Raw genomic sequence first — 17210 nt, 5'->3', positions numbered from 1 at the left:
ACGCTCATCCATCCCGAACTGAGTGGTGAAACGCATCCGCGGCAACGATAGTTGGTGGGTAGCTGCCTGCAAAAATAGCTCGATGCCAGGGCTCTTTTCTAAACAAACAGAGGGAGAGAGGAATGACGGTTCATTGTCATTCCTCTCTCCCTCTTTATTTTGGGATGTACAGTAACTAGGCGCCGTTAGCTCGTCAATAACTTGACATCAAACTTGAAACCAGTCCTACTCGTATTACAGGCGTCGCGCTGGTGGTTTTAGGAGTTTCCCTGGTAGTCTAAGTCAAGCGCTAAACCGTTTGCAGCATACTTTTTTGTATATCGGATCCCCAAAAAATTGCCAGATGGGTAAGCCCTATCTGTATTCATGCTTTAGCATGCTGTCGAAATGCCGTTCCTTCTGCTACTGTTTCAGGCATTGCAGGAGCATTTCACGTGATTAAGTCTACCCAACCTCAAGATCAGCGTCAGGAAATGTCGTCTCTGCTGCCTTTGCAGCGGGTGCTGGTTCGGTTCAAAACTTATCCCTGGCTAACGTTGGGGGCGCTGCTGAGTGCGCTGTTGCTGATTGCGGCCTATGCAGTGACTCCTCAACTGTTTCGCTGGGCGATCGATCAGGGTATTGCAGAGCAAAATTTTCAGGTCGTTTTGTACAGTGTGACTGGGTTGGTTGCAGCCGCGATCGCCCGTGGCGTGTTCAACTTTGGCCAAAGTTTTTGTGCCGAAGCATTATCACAGAGTATTGTGTACGACATTCGCAATACCATCTTTAGCAAAATCCAAAAGTTGAGTTTTAGCTATCACGATCAGTTTCCCACTTCGCAACTGCTTACGCGTGTTACAAGTGATGTGGAGCAAATTCGCACCTTCCTCAGCACCAGTTTGTTGCAAGTTATCAGTGGTGTCATCACACTCATCACCATTGCTGTCATTTTGCTGGTGATGAACTGGGAGCTAGCAATAATTACGCTAACGGTTGTTCCGTTATCTGGTTGGCTGATGGCACGGTTTTTGCAACGAAACAATTTACTGTTTCGTCAGGTTCAAGATCAGCTCGGTGACTTGAATGCAGTCTTGCAAGAAAATTTACTGGGCATGCGGGTTGTCAAAGCTTTTGTGCGGGAGGAAGCTGAAACGCAACGCTACACCGGACTGAATGACGACTTGATCGCAGCCAATATGAAAACGATCGCCGCCATTCGCAATACTTTTCCATTTATCTTTTTGCTGAGCAATTTGGTCACGGTGATGGTGGTGGGTTACGGTGGCGCAGCGGTAATTGGCGATCGCTTTTCAGTTGGGGAACTCGTGGCATTTAATTCATACTTGTTCTTGCTGCTACAGCCCATTTTGCTGATCGGGTTTGCGGCTCCAGCGATCGCCCAGGCCGCAGCTTCAGCAGAGCGAGTGTATGAAGTGGTGGATGCAGAAATTGAGATTCGCGATCGCCCTAATGCTATCCCGTTTGAGACCTGCGGCGGACGCATCACTTTTGAGGATGTGTCTTTTCGCTATCCTGGCTCTAGCATTCCCGCCCTGCGCAATGTTTCTTTCGAAACCAAACCCAACGAGCTGATTGCCATTTTGGGCATGACCGGATCGGGAAAAAGCAGCATTGTTAACCTGATTCCACGGTTTTATGATGTCACCTCTGGAGCCATTCGCATTGATGGGCGGGATGTACGCGACTTTACCTTGGAAAGTTTGCGATCGCGCATTGGGACGGTGTTTCAAGAGACAACGTTGTTCTCTGGCACGATTTTTTCCAACATCACCTATGCACAGCCCAACGCCTCGTTAGAAGAGGTGATGACAGTCGCCCAAGCCGCCCAAATTCACGACTTTGTCATGAGTTTGCCAGAAGGCTATGACACTATTGTGGGAGAGCGCGGCGTGGGGCTATCGGGTGGACAAAAACAGCGAATTGCGATCGCTCGTACCCTGCTTACTAACTACAATATTCTGATTTTGGATGATAGCACCTCGGCAGTCGATGCCCAAACGGCTTCCCAGATTCAGGCAGCTCTGGACGACCTGATGCGTCGCCGCACCTGTACCTCATTCGTGGTGGCTCAGCGGATTAGCACTGTCCGCAATGCCGATCGTATTTTATTAATGGATAAGGGAAGACTGGTGGCGCAGGGAACCCACGAGGAACTCATGCACCATAGTCACTTGTATGGAGTCATTTTGGAATCACAGGTGAAGCGATCGCAAGAGGCGTCAGTTTAAGCACCAACCAACGCTCAGTTTATAAATTTCATCATTAGGGCGAATGCTGTAGAGGATAGATCAATGAATGCGATCGCCAACGAAAGTAGACATGAATGCGCTCAGGGTGCGATCGCTCATCGGATCTCTCAGCAGCAGCAGTTAGCCAATGTTGAGTTACCTACCGTTTAGATAATAGGCGCGATCGCAAACCAACCCCATTGCTAACTGTTGATTCCAATTACTCGAAATTCCTCTAACTGTTTACTTTAACTGTCTACTCTAACTGTTTATGAGAAGCCCCAGCCCCGTTGTTGCCACCGAGCAACCTGCAAAACTCTCCACCTTACAACGATTCCTGCAATATTTCGCCCCTTACCGCCAAGAAATTCCTACAGCGCTTGCCCTGGTTGCCGTTGGGGCAGCGACACAGTCCATTGGCCCGCTGCTGATTGGCTGGACAATCGACAACCTGATCTTGGAGGGCAACTTGTCGGGGTTGGTTGTCATGCTGTTTCTCCTCACCGGCATTTATATTCTGGGAGTGTGGGCCATTCGCGGGCAAATTTGGCGCATGGGCTCTATCGTGCAGCGGCTATTGGGCCAGCTTCGGCAAGATATTTTTGACAAGGTGCAAAGCCTACCCATCAGCTTTTTTGATCGCAGTGAGGCAGGCGACCTGATGAGCCGTTTGCTCAACGATGTCAACACGGTGAATCAGGCATTTGGCCTCACCATTCCGCAAATGTTGGGGCAAAGCTTCAGCCTCGTTGGCATTATCATCGCCATGCTGTGGATGAATCTGCAACTGGGGCTGCTTAGTAATTTGGTGGTTCCTATTATGGTCGTCACCACTAGCCTATTTTCTCGCTGGGCCAGACGCCGCTTCCGGGTCACTCGCGAAACCATTGGCGACCTGTCCACCAAGCTAGAAGAAGATATTGGCAGCGTGCGCGAGGCCCAAGCCTTTAACCGAACGCAGTTGAATATTGAAGAGTTTGATAGCTTGAATGCGGCAAACCGCAAAGCCAATGTACAAGCCGTGGCCGTGACCGCTGCGTTTTTACCCTCGATTGACTTCTTAAACACTCTGGCAACCGCTGGAGTAATGGCCTATGGTGGCTACCTGGCAGTAACGGGTGCGGTCACAGTTGGCGTGGTAACGGCATTTTTGCTGTATGTGCAGCAGTTCTTTCGACCCATTCAAATCCTCAGCCAGTTCTACACACAGGCGCAATCGGCTCTGGCGGGTCTCGATCGCATCTTTCTGCTATTGGATGAACCAGCCACCCTACAGGATGCACCGAATGCGGCAGAGATGCCACTCATTCGCGGTGAAGTCAAGTTTGATGCCGTGACGTTTGGTTATTCCCCCCAGCAGCAGGTGCTCAATCAGGTGAACTTGACGGCACAACCAGGACAAATGGTGGCGCTGGTGGGGCCAACGGGTGCGGGCAAAAGCACTATCATCAATCTGATTTTGCGCTTTTATGATGTGACGGGTGGTGCCGTTACCATTGATGGCTGGGATGTGCGGCAGGTGACTCAGGCTAGTCTGCGCCGCCAAATTGGCATTGTGCTGCAAGACAACCTCCTCTTCAGTGGAACAGTAGCGGAAAATATCGCTTTTGGTGTTCCTAATGCCAGCCAAGCTCAGGTTGAGGCGGCGGCTCAGGCCGCCAATGCCCATGAGTTTATTACGGCGCTACCCCAAGGCTACAGCACCCGTTTGGGAGAAAGGGGCACGCCCCTTAGCCAGGGTCAGCGGCAGTTGGTGAGCATTGCTCGTGCCATCCTCATCGATCCCAAAATTCTGATTTTGGATGAGGCAACAAGCAGTATTGATACGCGCACGGAAGCGCTGGTACAAGATGCGATCGCCCGTCTCCTCAAAAACCGCACCAGCTTTGTCATTGCCCACCGCCTCAGCACCGTCACCCAGGCCGACCAAGTGTTGGTGATTCAACAGGGGCACATTGTGGAGCGGGGAACTCATGCGGAACTGATTGCCCAGCAGGGCCTTTACGCCAATTTGTATGCGCTGCAACTTGGCTCTGCGGAACCTGCTGCTTTGCCCAATTAAAGAGTTGGCCCTCATCCCCCAACTCCTTCTCCCAAACTTTGGGAGACAGGGAGTGGAAAGCCATTTCCTACCCCCTAGCCCCTTACTCCTAGCCCCGACTCCCAATTCCCGACTCCCCACTCCCTCACTTCATAAACTGACTCGCCATCCCAATCAACCCGGCCATTTGCCCCAGGTTCACCTCTCCAGACAGCACTCGTTGCAGCAGTCCACCGCCCTGGCTGTTGGAGCCTTTCACCAAAAATTGGGCAATGATAGGCGTAACCATGCGCACCATTTCGGGAGTAACGCCTGCTCGTTGGGCGATCGCCCCAATTTGCTCATTGGCCATTAGGCGTTCTACGGCACCTGTGGCGGCAACGGTTTGCAGCATACCCATGAGGGAACCCGCCCCACCAGGAGTTTGCTGATTTTTGGTTTGCAAAAATCCTTGCAGGTTGCTGGCAATATCGCCAATTTTGTTATTCTCCACAGGCGCGCTGTTCAAGCTACCCAAAATTGAACCCATCAATCCCCCATCGGCTTCGGTATCCGAACTAGAAATTGCTTGGTTGAGTACGTTCATTAAGTCCATGTTGTTCCCGTAGCATCTAAATCTTCTCGAATAAGTTAAACCCTTTACCCAGGAACGGCATGCATCTGAAGAAAGAATATGGATTTTGACCCTTTCACCCCAAAAGTGCCAATTTATAGATTGCAGCCAACCCCACACCATGCGGGCACTCTGAGTTGAGCTACCCCTCACCAACCCACTCCCTCTTCCTCCCCCTAATCCCTAAATTCTAAATCCTAGCCCCTCTCTCTTCCCGACTCCCCACTCCCTCATGACTGACAAAGACTTGCTAGCACTAATCGACCAAGCGGCAGAAGAAGGCTGGACAGAGCTAGACCTATCGGGAAAAGGCTTGACGGAACTGCCGCCCGAAATTGGCAAGCTCACCCAGCTTGAAATACTAACCTTGGGAAAGCTGGACGATAGTGGCGAAAAAATTGGAAACCAGCTCACAACTCTCCCTCAAGAGCTGGGGCGGTTGACACAACTCAAGGTGTTGCGGTTGATTGACAACCAGCTTACTGAAGTACCCGCAGTCGTTAGTACGCTTCAAAATCTTCAGCTTCTAAACCTGGGTGGCAACTCTATTACACACATTTCAGAAACGATTTGCCAACTCCATAACCTTAAAGAAATTTATCTTTGGGGAAATCAAATCACCCAGATTCCAGACGCCATCGCCCAGCTCTCCAACCTCTCTCAGCTCGACCTCAGCGGCAACCAAATTACCCAGATTCCAGACGCCATCGCCCAGCTCTCCAACCTCTCTCAGCTCGACCTCTGGAACAACCAAATTACCCAGATTCCAGACGCGATCGCCCAGCTCTCCAACCTCTCTCAGCTCGACCTCCGTTCCAACCAAATCACGGTCATCCCGGACGCGATCGCCCAGCTCACCAACCTCTCCCAGCTCTACCTCTTTAACAACCAAATCACGGTTATCCCGGACGCGATCGCCCAGCTCACCAACCTCTCCCAGCTCTACCTCGGTGGCAACCAAATCACGGTTATCCCGAACGCGATCGCCCAGCTCACCAACCTCTCCCTGCTCTCCCTCTTTAACAACCAAATCACGGTCATCCCGGACGCGATCGCCCAGCTCACCAACCTCTCCCAGCTCTCCCTCTTTAACAACCAAATCACGGTCATCCCGGACGCGATCGCCCAGCTCACCAACCTCTCCCAGCTCGACCTCCGTTCCAACCAAATCACGGTCATCCCGGACGCGATCGCCCAGCTCACCAACCTCTCCCAGCTCGACCTCCGTTCCAACCAAATCACGGTCATCCCGGACGCGATCGCCCAGCTCTCCAACCTCTCTCAGCTCGACCTCGGCGACAACCAAATCACCCAGATTCCAGACGCGATCGCCCAGCTCTCCAACCTCTCTCAGCTCGACCTCAGCAGCAACCAAATCACCCAGATTCCAGACGCGATCGCTCAGCTCTCCAACCTCTCTCAGCTCGGCCTCAGTTTCAACCGAATCACCCAGATTCCAGAGGCGATCGCTCAGCTTACAAAACTAGAGAATCTTGATCTTGAAAACAATCAAATCAATCTATTGCCAGATTGGTTAGAAGATTTACCGAATCTGAAACAGCTAGATGTACGAAAAAATCCACTTCCCATTTCGCCCGAAATCCTAGGTCCACCCAACAGCCATGAAGATCCAGGTGCGATTCAAGACATTTTCAACTATCTTCGTCAACTGCGCAGTGGTAACGTCCAACCGCTCAACGAAGCCAAGCTGCTGCTCATTGGTCAGGGCAGCGTCGGCAAAACCTCCCTCGTCAAGCGCCTCATTGATGACCGCTACGATCGCAACGAACCCCAAACCGATGGCCTCAGCGTCCGCAATTGGCACATTCATGTCAACAGCAAAGATGTGCGCCTCAACGTGTGGGACTTTGGCGGACAAGAGGTGTATCACGCCACCCACCAGTTTTTTCTCACCAAGCGCAGCCTCTATCTCCTGGTGTGCAACTGCCGCACCAGCGAAGAACAAAACCGCCTGGAATATTGGCTCAAGCTCATTCAAACCTTTGGCGGTGCATCACCCGTCATCATCGTTGGCAACAAAAAGGACGAACAGCCACTCGACATCAACCGCAAAGCCCTGCGCGATAAATATCCCAACATCAAAGCCATCCTCGAAACCTCCTGCCAAGATAACGAGGGCATTGATGATCTACGCGCCGCGATTCTAGCGGAAGTCGCCCAGCTCAAAGAAGTCTATGATCTGCTGCCCCTCACCTGGTTTGAGGTGAAAGAAAAGCTAGAAGCCATGGATCGCGACTTCATTTCCTACAACGAATACCTGGGCATATGCTACCAGCACCACATCCCCGAAGAACAAAACCAGGAACAGCTCATCGACCTGTTGCATCATTTGGGGTTGGTGCTCAGCTTTCGCGATCATCCCATTCTGCAATCCACCAATGTCCTCAATCCCGACTGGGTGACTCAGGGCATTTACGCCCTCCTCAGCGACGACCACCTCAAAACCGAATCCAAAGGTCTTCTCACCGACAACGATCTCAGCCGCGTTCTCGATCCGCAGCGCTACCCCGCCCAGCGGCACCGCTACCTCACCGAGCTGATGAAAGAGTTTCAGCTCTGCTTCCAAATTCCCGACTGCACTCCGGCCAAGTTCCTCATTCCCGGCCTCCTTCCCAAAGAAGAACCCGAAAACACAGGATTAGAAGGTGAAACGCTAGAGTTTCAATACCACTACCGCATCCTGCCCGAAAGCGTTCTCTCTCGCTTCATCGTGCTCATGCACGACCACATTCATCAGCAAACCTGCTGGCGCAGCGGCGTGATGCTGACCTTTACCGAAGGCAGTGAAATCTACAACATCACCCGCATCAAAGCCGACCCCGAAGACAAAAAGATCTTCATTTCCATTAGCGGTCGCGAGTCTACCCGCCGTACCGCTCTCGGCATCATTCGTAGCATTTTCACCAAAATCCACAACACTTTCGCCAATCTAGAAGTGACCGAGTGGGTTCCCGTTCCCGGCTATCCCGATCATCCACCCCTCGACTATCAGGAGCTATTGGGCCTAGAGGCAATGGGCGAGCAAGAATACCCCATCGGCAAACTCCGCATCAAAGTCAACCTCCGGCAGCTTCTGGATGGCTACGAACCGGGCGAAACCCGGCAGCGGCGATATAGCAGCGGTTCCGGTCTGGATATGGAATTTGTTGAAGATGGCCCCTACAACATTTCCTTAAATGTCCATGACAATCGCTCCAGAACCTTGCATCAGCATGGCAAGGGCGACAATATTGGACGTGATTTGGTCGCAGGCGACAAGGTAATCTATCCTTCCGATGAAACTTCCGAACGTTGATGCTGCTGTAATTGATCTCGATAAGCTGCGCAATTACAGCCTCAACCCCCAGCACCCGCGCGGCAAACACAAAGCCCGATTGTTTGCCGCTATTCTAGGGTTAAGCGCCGAGGATGCTGAATTGCTGCAATCCTATATTCGACAGGCCATTCAAACTCACAGAGCCATCCCAACCCTGCACGATGAGTATGGACAGCGGTTTATCGTCGATTTTCCGCTCACCCACAACACCGCCACTGCTACTGTTCGCACCGCCTGGAACATTCGCCCAACCGAACCCTTTCCCCGTCTTGTCAGTTGCTACATTGTGAGGTCGCCTAATGGTTAACACTCTCAGCACCCTTCAGCTTTTAGATGTTGTTGCCCTCATGGATGAGCTACCGCAGTATCGGCTCCAGATAGGGCAAGTGGGCACCATTGTCGAACACTTAGCAACCGATGTGTATGAAGTAGACTTTAGCGATGACGATGGGCAAACCTACGCCATGCTGCCGCTTCATGCTAGCCAGCTCATGAAGCTCCACTATGCCCCTCGATTCAACCCTTCAACCGAACGACAAGAGAGCAACTCGATGTCCGACAGCATCCATCAATATCAATACGGTTCCGGCGACAACGTTGCAGGCGACAAAGTAATGGGCGATAAGGTGACTGGCCATAAAGCCCAAGTTACAAATAACCTGCAAAACGCCAACATCGCCAATTTTGCCAACGAAGTGAAAGATAACGCCACCCAAAACGCCGAACAGTTTAGCCAGATGAGCGGCACCAGCACCGCCGAGTTGCTGCAACTCATCGCCACCCTGCGCCAATCCACCGCCCAGTTTCCTGCCGAGGTGCAAGAAGACCTCGCCATTGAGCTGGCCGATGTGGAAGAAGAGGTGAAAAAGCCCGCCGACCAGCGCAACACTCCCCGACTCAAAAAGCGGCTAATGGCACTAATCACAGCCGCTAGTTTGGTTGCCAGTGGAGTCGCTGGAGCCAATGAATTTGTGGATAACGTGATTGAGCTGGGCAGCAAGGTGGGAATTGAGTTGCCCTTGCCGACTCCGTAGGGTGGATTTTGGATTTTGGATTGGAGTGTGATGTCAATTCCTGGAGTTCAGGCATTTGATCTCAGGCGTTTGATCTAAGGTTTTGGAATACGATCGGGGCGGATGGTATCAACCTGCGTTGGCCCCGCGAATGAATTGCGGGCTACCGGGAGGGAAATCCACTGAAGTGGATTCACCTTCACAGCAAGAACCACGCGAGAAGAAAACATTGGAGGCATAGAGCAGTCCACTTCAGTGGATTTTTTCACCTAGCCCGCAATTCATTCGCGGGCGCAGAGTGGACTTTCTCACCTAGCCCGCAGTTCATTCGTAGCAAAGAATGTGTTGGTCAAATCTTGTGAGTTAGGATGACCTGATTTCGGTAAATACGCAACGTGTTTGAACCAACCAAATTTAATGTCCCGTAGGAATACTCGACTTTTTTGAACTGTCCAGTTTTAGAACAGGCGAGGAGTAACTGTATGTAAGTTGCGCATTCCAACGGGCTATGAATGATACTTCCTTTGCGGGCGATTTGGGCGGGTTTTCGGTACAGTCTCATCCCCTGGTAACCAACGAGTTTTTGCATGGGCAACCAGCCGTTGGGGATACGATTTGGCAGAAGGCCGATCTAGTAATCCATCACAGCTACGCCAGCGAGGGAGAAGGATTGTGGAATCGGAGCGAGAATGGGCTTTTTGGTGGCGCTTTGGGTGGGGCGATCGCACCTACTCTCCCCACGCTTCCCACCAGCGATCGCCTCATCGGCCAAGTGACTCCCAGCTTTCCCAACGATGGTCTGCTCTCCAGCATTCAGCCTGCCAACCTAGTAACGGCCCAGCCCTGGCTCAGTGCTCCCATGCGCCCGACTGGCACAAGCCACACCCTCCCCGTTGAGCTAGCTCCCGCATGGCAACAGGTGCAAACGCAACTCCAGCAATTTTTGGCCAATCCAGGCTTTGAGAGAGCGATCGCCACCGCCTTTGGTTCCACCCTACAACCCCAACAGGCTCGCCAAGTCATCGCCCAGTGGATTGCTGGAGATGCCTTGCCCAACCTGGAAATCGTTCCCGCCCAAGCATTAAAGGCCAAGGGCGCATTCTCGGCCAGCAACTATACCATTTACCTGAGCCAGGAATGGATGGCGCAAAGCACCACCGGGGCGATCGCCGCTGTAGTGCTCGAAGAACTGGGTCACGCGCTCGATAGCCAGCTCAACACCATCGATGCCTCTGGAGACGAAGGCGCAATCTTTGCCGCATTGGTACAAGGAGAAGCGATCGCCGCTGTCACTCTTCACACCCTCAAAACCGAGCATGACCACGCCACCTTCACCTGGCAAAACCAAACCTTTGCCGTAGAGCAGGCCGCACTGGGCGAGTTTACTGTAGGTGCCACCGGACAGGTCAGCATTGACTATGTGTTCGATGGCGGTTCATATCAGGGACAGATCGCCATCTTTAGCCTTGGCGGGATGCAAAACCTGGTGCCCGGTTCACCCGAATTCATCAAAGAGGCAGCGCGGCGTGCCCTCACCAACTCCACTCAGGGCTACGTCGTCATTTCGGATGGCAGCGAAGGCGCAAAACTCTCAGGCGATTTGGGCGAGCGCAACTTCAATCGCGGCAGCTACGCTGGCCCTAAAACCGTAGCCATGACCGCCGGAGATACCTTTGGCATTATGCTGGTTCCCGATGGCACGGTGCAGTCCGTATTCGACCAGCCCAGTGCTGATGGTAAGCAACGCCCCCTCTTCTCGCTGGATGCCGCCAATCCCAACAGTGCCACCCAGTTTGCCCAGGTCGCCAACAACCTATTTGCGATGGAAGATCTGCGGCGCGATCGCACCTCCGACAATGATTTCAACGATGTGATGTTCAAGATTGAGGGCGCAACCGCTCAAGCCGCCGCCGTCGCAACACTCGTTCCAGCGGATCAAACCTGGTCGAACAAACCCTTGATGCAATCAATTTTGGCCGTGGCAAACGACACTCCGCTGCCCACCGATCCCGATTCTGGCACTCCGCCTGTGAATCCTCCGGTAGATCCTCCCGTGAATCCTCCGGTGAATCCTGGGACACCCACCAACGTGCTCACATCCTTTACAGATACCGTGGTCAAGTTTGGAACAGGGGAGAATGAAGGGGCGATCGCAGCGTTGAACGGTAGCCGCATCACCATTGGCACCAAAACTCTCTACATTGGCACCCAGCAAGTTAGCTCCATCAACCAAAACCCCATCATTCGCCTGTTCGATAGCGCCAATCCCCAGGCCAACTGGACTCGCACCGACTACGAAATTACCGGGGCCGATGGTCGCGGCTATGGGTTGGTGTGGACGGGCACCGATCTCTACGCCGTGTTTAGCGTGGATGGCACCCAGGGTTCTTCCAGCGAAGATTTCCGTCGCGCCAGTCAGAGTGCTCAGCAAGCGTGGCTGCGTAGCTACGGCCAGGGGGGAGGCCCCAAGGTTTCCGTTATTGGCCGCATCGACCTGAACACGGGTGAACTGCTAGATGCTGCGTATCTGTCTGCCCTGCTCAGCAACGGCAATAGCAACTCGCTCGTGGTCAAAAACCTGTCGGTCAACACGGCTGGCAATCTGGTGATCAGCGCGGATTCCTTCTTTGCACCCCGCAATCCCGATGGTAGCCGCATGCAGCAGGTCAACACCTCGCTTAGCTCTCCCTTTGCCTACACCATCGAGCTTCAGCCCGACCTCAAGCGAGTGATCAGCACGCAAGCTGTGGGATGGGCGTAGGAAATTTTGGATTTGCGGTTTGCGATTTTGGATTTGCGATTGTGATACCTATCCTGCATAGAGCGGGATGGCGTCATGCATCACCTCCGGCTTTAACGATCGCACAGGGGTTTTCATTCCGGTCCCTTGTGCTAAAAGCTAGTGCTTTATCAAGGCTGAATAAAACAATTTCCTGGCTTAAGGAAAAGACTACCGATGGAATGTAGGTTACAGATACAAGCATTCCTATTCTGTGAAAGGTCATCCGATGAAAATGCCTCTCGTTGCGCTACTGGTGGCTCCTGGGCTGCTCAGTTGTGTTCCATTTCCCTCGTCCGTAGAAACTCCCTCGATCTACGCCCAAGCCACACCATCGGCCCAGTCGTTTGTGGGCACTCGATACTTGTCGGGTGATCTGCCTGAAGGGGTGGAAGAACTCGGTGGGTGGCTCGTGGGTGAACTCTTAGACAGGAATGACTATTGGATCAATCAGGTTCGGCAGGGAGAGCAGGAATTTCTCTGGTTCAACATTCGGCCTGGAGACCAGGGGCAGCAGGCCATTTTTGAAGTAGTGGATGTGCTAGAGATGCCTGCGATCGCAGAGAACGAAAACCTGGTATCTAGCTGCGAGCTGAATGAACAGCCAGATCCAGAACTTTTGGCGATCGCGCAATACACAGAAACCGAATATTTGACCCAAATTCGACAGGCATGGCGAGCCAATCGCACATCAGGCCAAATTGAGCCCATCAGTCCCGCAGAAATCCGCTGTTACAACCCTGCTTGGGGCGTATAGGGCATCGGTCGTTTTGCGAGCGGAAACCGCAAGAAACATCACCTGCTCGCCCAGCCAAGATTGAACCATCACCTGAACCACGAACCAAACCACGACCTAACAATCCAGCGTGGTGTCTAGCTCCCAGGAGGAGATGTGGGCGCTGTACTCATTCCACGCTTGGCGCTTGAGTTTGGGATAGGCCGTGGAAAAGGCAGCCCCCAGCGCTTCCGACAGGATCGTATCAGATTCAAACTTGCGCAGGGCATCTAGCAAGTAGGCCGGAAGCTGCTTCACCGTACCCACGGGTAACGGCTCGGTATAGTTGTTGTTGTCGCAGCGGGGGCCAGGGTCGCGCTTGTTGGCGATGCCATCCAGACCAGCAGCAATCACCGCTGCTGCCAGCAAATAGGGATTGGCAGACCCATCAGCCAAGCGCAGCTCAAACCGCCCCGCGTCGGGAATGCGGATCATGTGGGTGCGGTTGTTGCCACTGTAGCTAATGGTGTTGGGCGACCAGGTGGCTCCCGATGTCGTGACCGGCGCGTTGATACGCTTGTAGGAGTTGACCGATGGATTGGTGATGGCGCACAGGGCTTCAGCAGAATGCAGCACTCCACCAATGAACTGATATCCCACATCAGATAATCCCAGCATTCCGTTGGGGTCGTAGAACAAGTTTTCTTTGCCTTCGGGGTCCCAGGCGGAAAGGTGCATGTGGCACCCGTTTCCGGTGAGGTGGGCAAAGGGCTTGGGCATAAAGGTGGCGCGCAGTCCATGCTTTTCGGCAATGGACTTGACCATGTATTTGAAGAAAGCGTGGCGATCGCTCGTTACCAGGGCATCGCTGTAGGTCCAGTTCATTTCAAACTGACCGTTCGCGTCCTCGTGGTCATTTTGATACGGCCCCCAGCCCAGGGTGAGCATGGCATCGCAAATTTCCCGAATTACATCGTAGCGACGCATCAGGGCTTGCTGATCGTAGCAGGGCTTACTCTGGCGATCGCGCCCATCCGAAATGGTTTCCCCACTGGCCGACAGCAAAAAGTATTCGCACTCCACACCAGTTTTAATTCGCAGGCCTATCTCTTCTGCTTTGGCCAAAACCCGCTTCAGCACTAGGCGCGGCGTTTGGTCCACGGCGTTTCCGTCCGGTGTGTACAAGTCGGCGGGGAGCCATGCCACATCCGGTTGCCACGGCAGTTGAAACAGTTGATCCACATCGGGAAACGCCAAAATATCGGGATCGGCAGGCGTTTGATCCAACCAAGCGGCAAATCCAGCAAAGCCCGCTCCACTGCTGGCGATCGCATCAATACTCTCGGCTGGCACCAGCTTGGCCCGCTGCACCCCAAACAGATCGGTAAACGAGATCATGAAATAGCGAATGTTTCGATCACGCGCGATCGCAGACAGAGATTGTGACATAGCAGCGCACAAGACTCACGAAATGGACACGAGCAACACAGCGTTAGAATCTCCGCCGAATCATTTAGTTAACCTATTCGCCACATCACTATGAATTCATCCGTGAATCAATCTGAGATGTAGCCAGAGTTAATTGAGCGATCGCGTCAAGATATCCGCCACTGCATTTTGAATAAACGCCTCATCCTCAGGATTTTGGTACGGGTTTCCCGCACGATGCCCCCAAATAGAGGGAATGGGCCGAAACTCCGCCCGAGGGATCAAACGAGATTCTGCCTCACAATCTTCTGGGGTGAAGTACAGGTCTGTTGTAGCAGGCATTACAAAAACAGGAGCTTGAATCGAGGACATTGCTCGTTCGTAGTCGCCCTCAAACCTGGGATTGTTGCTCACATCGCACCGCAGCCAGGTGTCAATCATGGCCAGCAAATTGTGCGGATCGCGCTTGCGATATCCCGCCTCCCAGCCCTGCAGCAAATAGTCCTCTAGCGACTCGTATCCCAACGGGTAATACAGTCCCTCTCGGTAAAAGGCTTGCGATGCCGCCCAGCTGGCGTAGATGCGCGCAAACGCCCGAAAGCCGCGATCGGGTACATCGGTAAACCGAGTTCCCGTCCAGGCCGGATCGGCTGTCAGCGCCGCTCGCAGGCTCTGCAAAAAAATGGTGTTGTGATCTGTGGTGCGAGCCGTGCCGCATAGTGCCACAATGCGCTGCACGCGATCGCCATGCAGTGCTCCCCAGTGATACGCCTGCTGTGCCCCCATCGACCAGCCATACACCAGCGCCAGCGACTCGATGCCAAACACCGTTTGCAGCAATTGCTCCTGCGCCCGCACATTATCCCAATGGGTGAACCAAAAGCCCTCTTCGCTGAGACAGCAAGCGGCATCATTGCTGGGCGAACTGGACAGGCCATTGCCAAACATATTGGCAATGATGATGAACCAGCGGCTGGGGTCAAGAATGCGATCGCGCCCAATCAACCAGTCAATATCCATATGCTGCGCCCCGTAGGACGTGGGATACAGGATGACATTGGAGCGAGCGCCATTTAGTTCTCCATAGGTCTGGTACACAATTCGCGCTTCCGGCAGCACTGCGCCACACTGCAACTCAAAGTCGGGAATTGTGAATACTTGTCCGGTGGCGCTCATGCGGCTTTCCCCAACGCGTTAACCAGTTTGCGGTTCACCGTCACATATCCGTGCTCCACCTGTTGCCAATGCTGCGACAGCTTGCCGTAAGCCGCAGGCAGCGCATGAAATGGCATCGACGGATACAGGTGATGCTCGGCATGGTAGGGCATATTCCACATCAACAACCGCACGGGAAGCATGGTCAGCGTGGTGCGCGTGTTGGTGAACGGGTTCTCGTCCTCGGTACAGCCTGTGTGCTCCGCCAGCAGAATTGCCCGCAGCAACGGCTGCCCTACCGCCATGGGCAGCACCCAATACAGCAGCACCGCCCAAGGATGTCCAGCGAGAATGGAAAGGGCGATCGCCCCGCTATACACCGCCAGTTGCCAACGAGTCGAGCGAATCACCTCCCCATAGGCACTCTCTGGCAGGAAGGGATAGTTCTGCACATGCCCCATGGCAATGCGAGTGTGGGTCTTGACCTTGCCCATCCACCAGGGAATGGCACTCACCTCCACCACGTAATCCTTGAAAGACGCAGGTTTGGGATCATCCAGCTCTGGATCTTTGCCTGGGATTTGGGTGAAGCGGTGATGCCACTTGTGGTAGCGGCGATAGAACGTGCTGTTGTAGAACGACAACACTCCCGCCCACCAAGCCACTACATCGTTGACGCGATTGTTGGCAAAAGCCGTGCGGTGCCCACACTCATGCACCGTGGCAAACATCGCCGCTAGGCTGAAGCCATACACCACCAGCGCAGGTAGCGCCAGCCACCAATGCTCCATCTGCGTAGCCCAGATTATGCCACTAGCAGCCATCACAGCCAGGTGTTTCGCGAGCTGCATCCCACCCTTCAGATTCGATCGCTCGTTGAGCATCGCCAACTCATCCGCCGCCAAAAGCTGACGCGGACTGGAAGCCCTGCCCTGGACAGGAGATATCACCATTGATTGCTCGTTTGCCATCATGTCTTGCACCGTCTTTTCTGAAATGATTTCTGAACGAATTGCATCCAAACCCGTTCGACTTGTTATAACAAGTTCAAGTATCAGCATAGCAACTTGTTATAACAAGTTTGTGTTTTGAGGTACAAATGGCTTCTCTGCATATCTCCATTTCCGAACATTTGCGTCACCAAATTGCCGACGGGGTGTACCAACCGGGCGACCAGTTGCCCAGCGAACACCAGCTCATGGAGGAGTTTGGGGTAAGTCGTACGACGATTCGGCAGGCGATCGCCAATCTCATTGGTCAGGGTCTCGTCTCCTCGCACCAGGGCAAAGGTGTATTTGTCACCAAACGGCAGAAGGTTGCCTACTCACTCTCCAGCCCGCTCGTTTTTTTGGAAGATGACATGGCTCGACAGGGGGCTTCATTCACCGTAACGTCGCTCATGGCCGAGCTGATCACACCCTCAGCAGCAGTTCAATCCATCTTGTTCACATCCGAAACAAAAGGTCAAAAGAACACCAAGGTATACATTCAAAAGAAACTTTTAAACATCAACGGCATACCCGGTGCGCTCGATATTACCTATCTGCCCCAAGCGATCGCGCGATCGCTTGGGAGTGCAAAACACACGCTTCAGCACCACATGACGTTTCCCATTTTGGAACGGCATGGAATCGCCATCGATCATATTTCTGCGATTCTCGAATGTACGCATGCTGATCCGGAAATTAGTCAATATTTGGACGTTCCATTGGGTCATCCATTACTGGTTTATCGACACACAGCGTACAACCCAAACCAACAACCCATCGCCTATGGAGAAACCATTTCACGGGGCGATCGCTTCTGCTATTCCCTCACCATGTCTCGTGCCTAAATCAGTTCCACAGCACTGCCATGACTTAAGTCATATAACCTGAGATAGTGAGCGTCTCCAACGG

12 protein-coding genes are annotated in these 17210 nt (G+C 53.2%); 8 read left to right on the top strand and 4 right to left on the bottom strand.

The window, feature by feature from the left end; translation table 11 throughout:
• Nucleotides 1-434: 434 nt before the first annotated feature.
• Both ACQ4M4_RS20035 and ACQ4M4_RS20030 read left to right on the top strand, forming a co-directional pair.
• A complete protein-coding gene (locus ACQ4M4_RS20035) occupies nucleotides 435-2231 on the top strand; it encodes an ABC transporter ATP-binding protein (RefSeq protein ID WP_430686229.1) in 1797 nt (598 codons plus the stop codon).
• Nucleotides 2232-2502: 271 nt separating this feature from the next.
• A complete protein-coding gene (locus ACQ4M4_RS20030) occupies nucleotides 2503-4293 on the top strand; it encodes an ABC transporter ATP-binding protein (protein WP_430686228.1) in 1791 nt (596 codons plus the stop codon).
• A 124-nt stretch (nucleotides 4294-4417) separates the two neighbouring features.
• Here ACQ4M4_RS20030 and ACQ4M4_RS20025 read toward each other — a convergent pair whose 3' ends face one another.
• Nucleotides 4418-4867, bottom strand: a complete 450-nt coding sequence (locus ACQ4M4_RS20025; RefSeq protein WP_430686227.1) for a hypothetical protein — start codon at nucleotides 4865-4867, stop codon at nucleotides 4418-4420.
• Between the two features lie 250 nt (nucleotides 4868-5117).
• Between ACQ4M4_RS20025 and ACQ4M4_RS20020 the strand changes: the two genes are divergently transcribed.
• From ACQ4M4_RS20020 to ACQ4M4_RS20000, 5 genes are all read left to right on the top strand, one after another.
• Nucleotides 5118-8201: a leucine-rich repeat domain-containing protein gene (locus ACQ4M4_RS20020; protein ID WP_430686226.1), complete on the top strand. Its 3084-nt coding sequence runs from the start codon at nucleotides 5118-5120 to the stop codon at nucleotides 8199-8201.
• Nucleotides 8182-8529 (top strand): DUF6883 domain-containing protein, encoded by a 348-nt coding sequence (locus ACQ4M4_RS20015; RefSeq protein WP_430686225.1) that lies wholly within the window; start codon nucleotides 8182-8184, stop codon nucleotides 8527-8529. The genes ACQ4M4_RS20020 and ACQ4M4_RS20015 overlap by 20 nt, the downstream gene beginning before the upstream one ends.
• Nucleotides 8522-9256, top strand: coding sequence for a DUF4926 domain-containing protein (locus ACQ4M4_RS20010; protein ID WP_430686224.1), 735 nt, complete (start codon nucleotides 8522-8524; stop codon nucleotides 9254-9256). Before ACQ4M4_RS20015 ends, ACQ4M4_RS20010 begins: the two co-directional genes overlap by 8 nt.
• A 487-nt stretch (nucleotides 9257-9743) precedes the next feature.
• The gene (locus tag ACQ4M4_RS20005; RefSeq protein WP_430686223.1) at nucleotides 9744-11996 is read left to right on the top strand and encodes a DUF4114 domain-containing protein; all 2253 of its coding nucleotides are present in this window, start codon (nucleotides 9744-9746) and stop codon (nucleotides 11994-11996) included.
• Nucleotides 11997-12243: 247 nt separating this feature from the next.
• Nucleotides 12244-12771 (top strand): hypothetical protein, encoded by a 528-nt coding sequence (locus ACQ4M4_RS20000; protein ID WP_430686222.1) that lies wholly within the window; start codon nucleotides 12244-12246, stop codon nucleotides 12769-12771.
• A 96-nt stretch (nucleotides 12772-12867) separates the two neighbouring features.
• On the opposite strand, the gene glnT is transcribed toward ACQ4M4_RS20000, so the two are convergent.
• From glnT to ACQ4M4_RS19985, 3 genes are all read right to left on the bottom strand, one after another.
• A complete protein-coding gene (gene glnT, locus ACQ4M4_RS19995; RefSeq protein WP_430686221.1) occupies nucleotides 12868-14178 on the bottom strand; it encodes a type III glutamate--ammonia ligase in 1311 nt (436 codons plus the stop codon).
• A gap of 129 nt (nucleotides 14179-14307) precedes the next feature.
• On the bottom strand, nucleotides 14308-15333 hold the full coding sequence (locus ACQ4M4_RS19990; RefSeq protein ID WP_430686220.1) for an alpha/beta fold hydrolase: 1026 nt from the start codon (nucleotides 15331-15333) through the stop codon (nucleotides 14308-14310).
• A complete protein-coding gene (locus ACQ4M4_RS19985; RefSeq protein ID WP_430686219.1) occupies nucleotides 15330-16373 on the bottom strand; it encodes a fatty acid desaturase family protein in 1044 nt (347 codons plus the stop codon). The genes ACQ4M4_RS19990 and ACQ4M4_RS19985 overlap by 4 nt, the downstream gene beginning before the upstream one ends.
• A gap of 38 nt (nucleotides 16374-16411) precedes the next feature.
• Between ACQ4M4_RS19985 and ACQ4M4_RS19980 the strand changes: the two genes are divergently transcribed.
• Nucleotides 16412-17146: a GntR family transcriptional regulator gene (locus ACQ4M4_RS19980; protein ID WP_430686218.1), complete on the top strand. Its 735-nt coding sequence runs from the start codon at nucleotides 16412-16414 to the stop codon at nucleotides 17144-17146.
• Nucleotides 17147-17210: the final 64 nt, after the last annotated feature.

This window comes from Leptolyngbya sp. AN02str (assembly GCF_050565595.1).
In the GTDB taxonomy this organism is placed as follows: domain Bacteria; phylum Cyanobacteriota; class Cyanobacteriia; order Elainellales; family Elainellaceae; genus Kaiparowitsia.
This window is presented reverse-complemented; position numbering and strand designations above follow the sequence as displayed.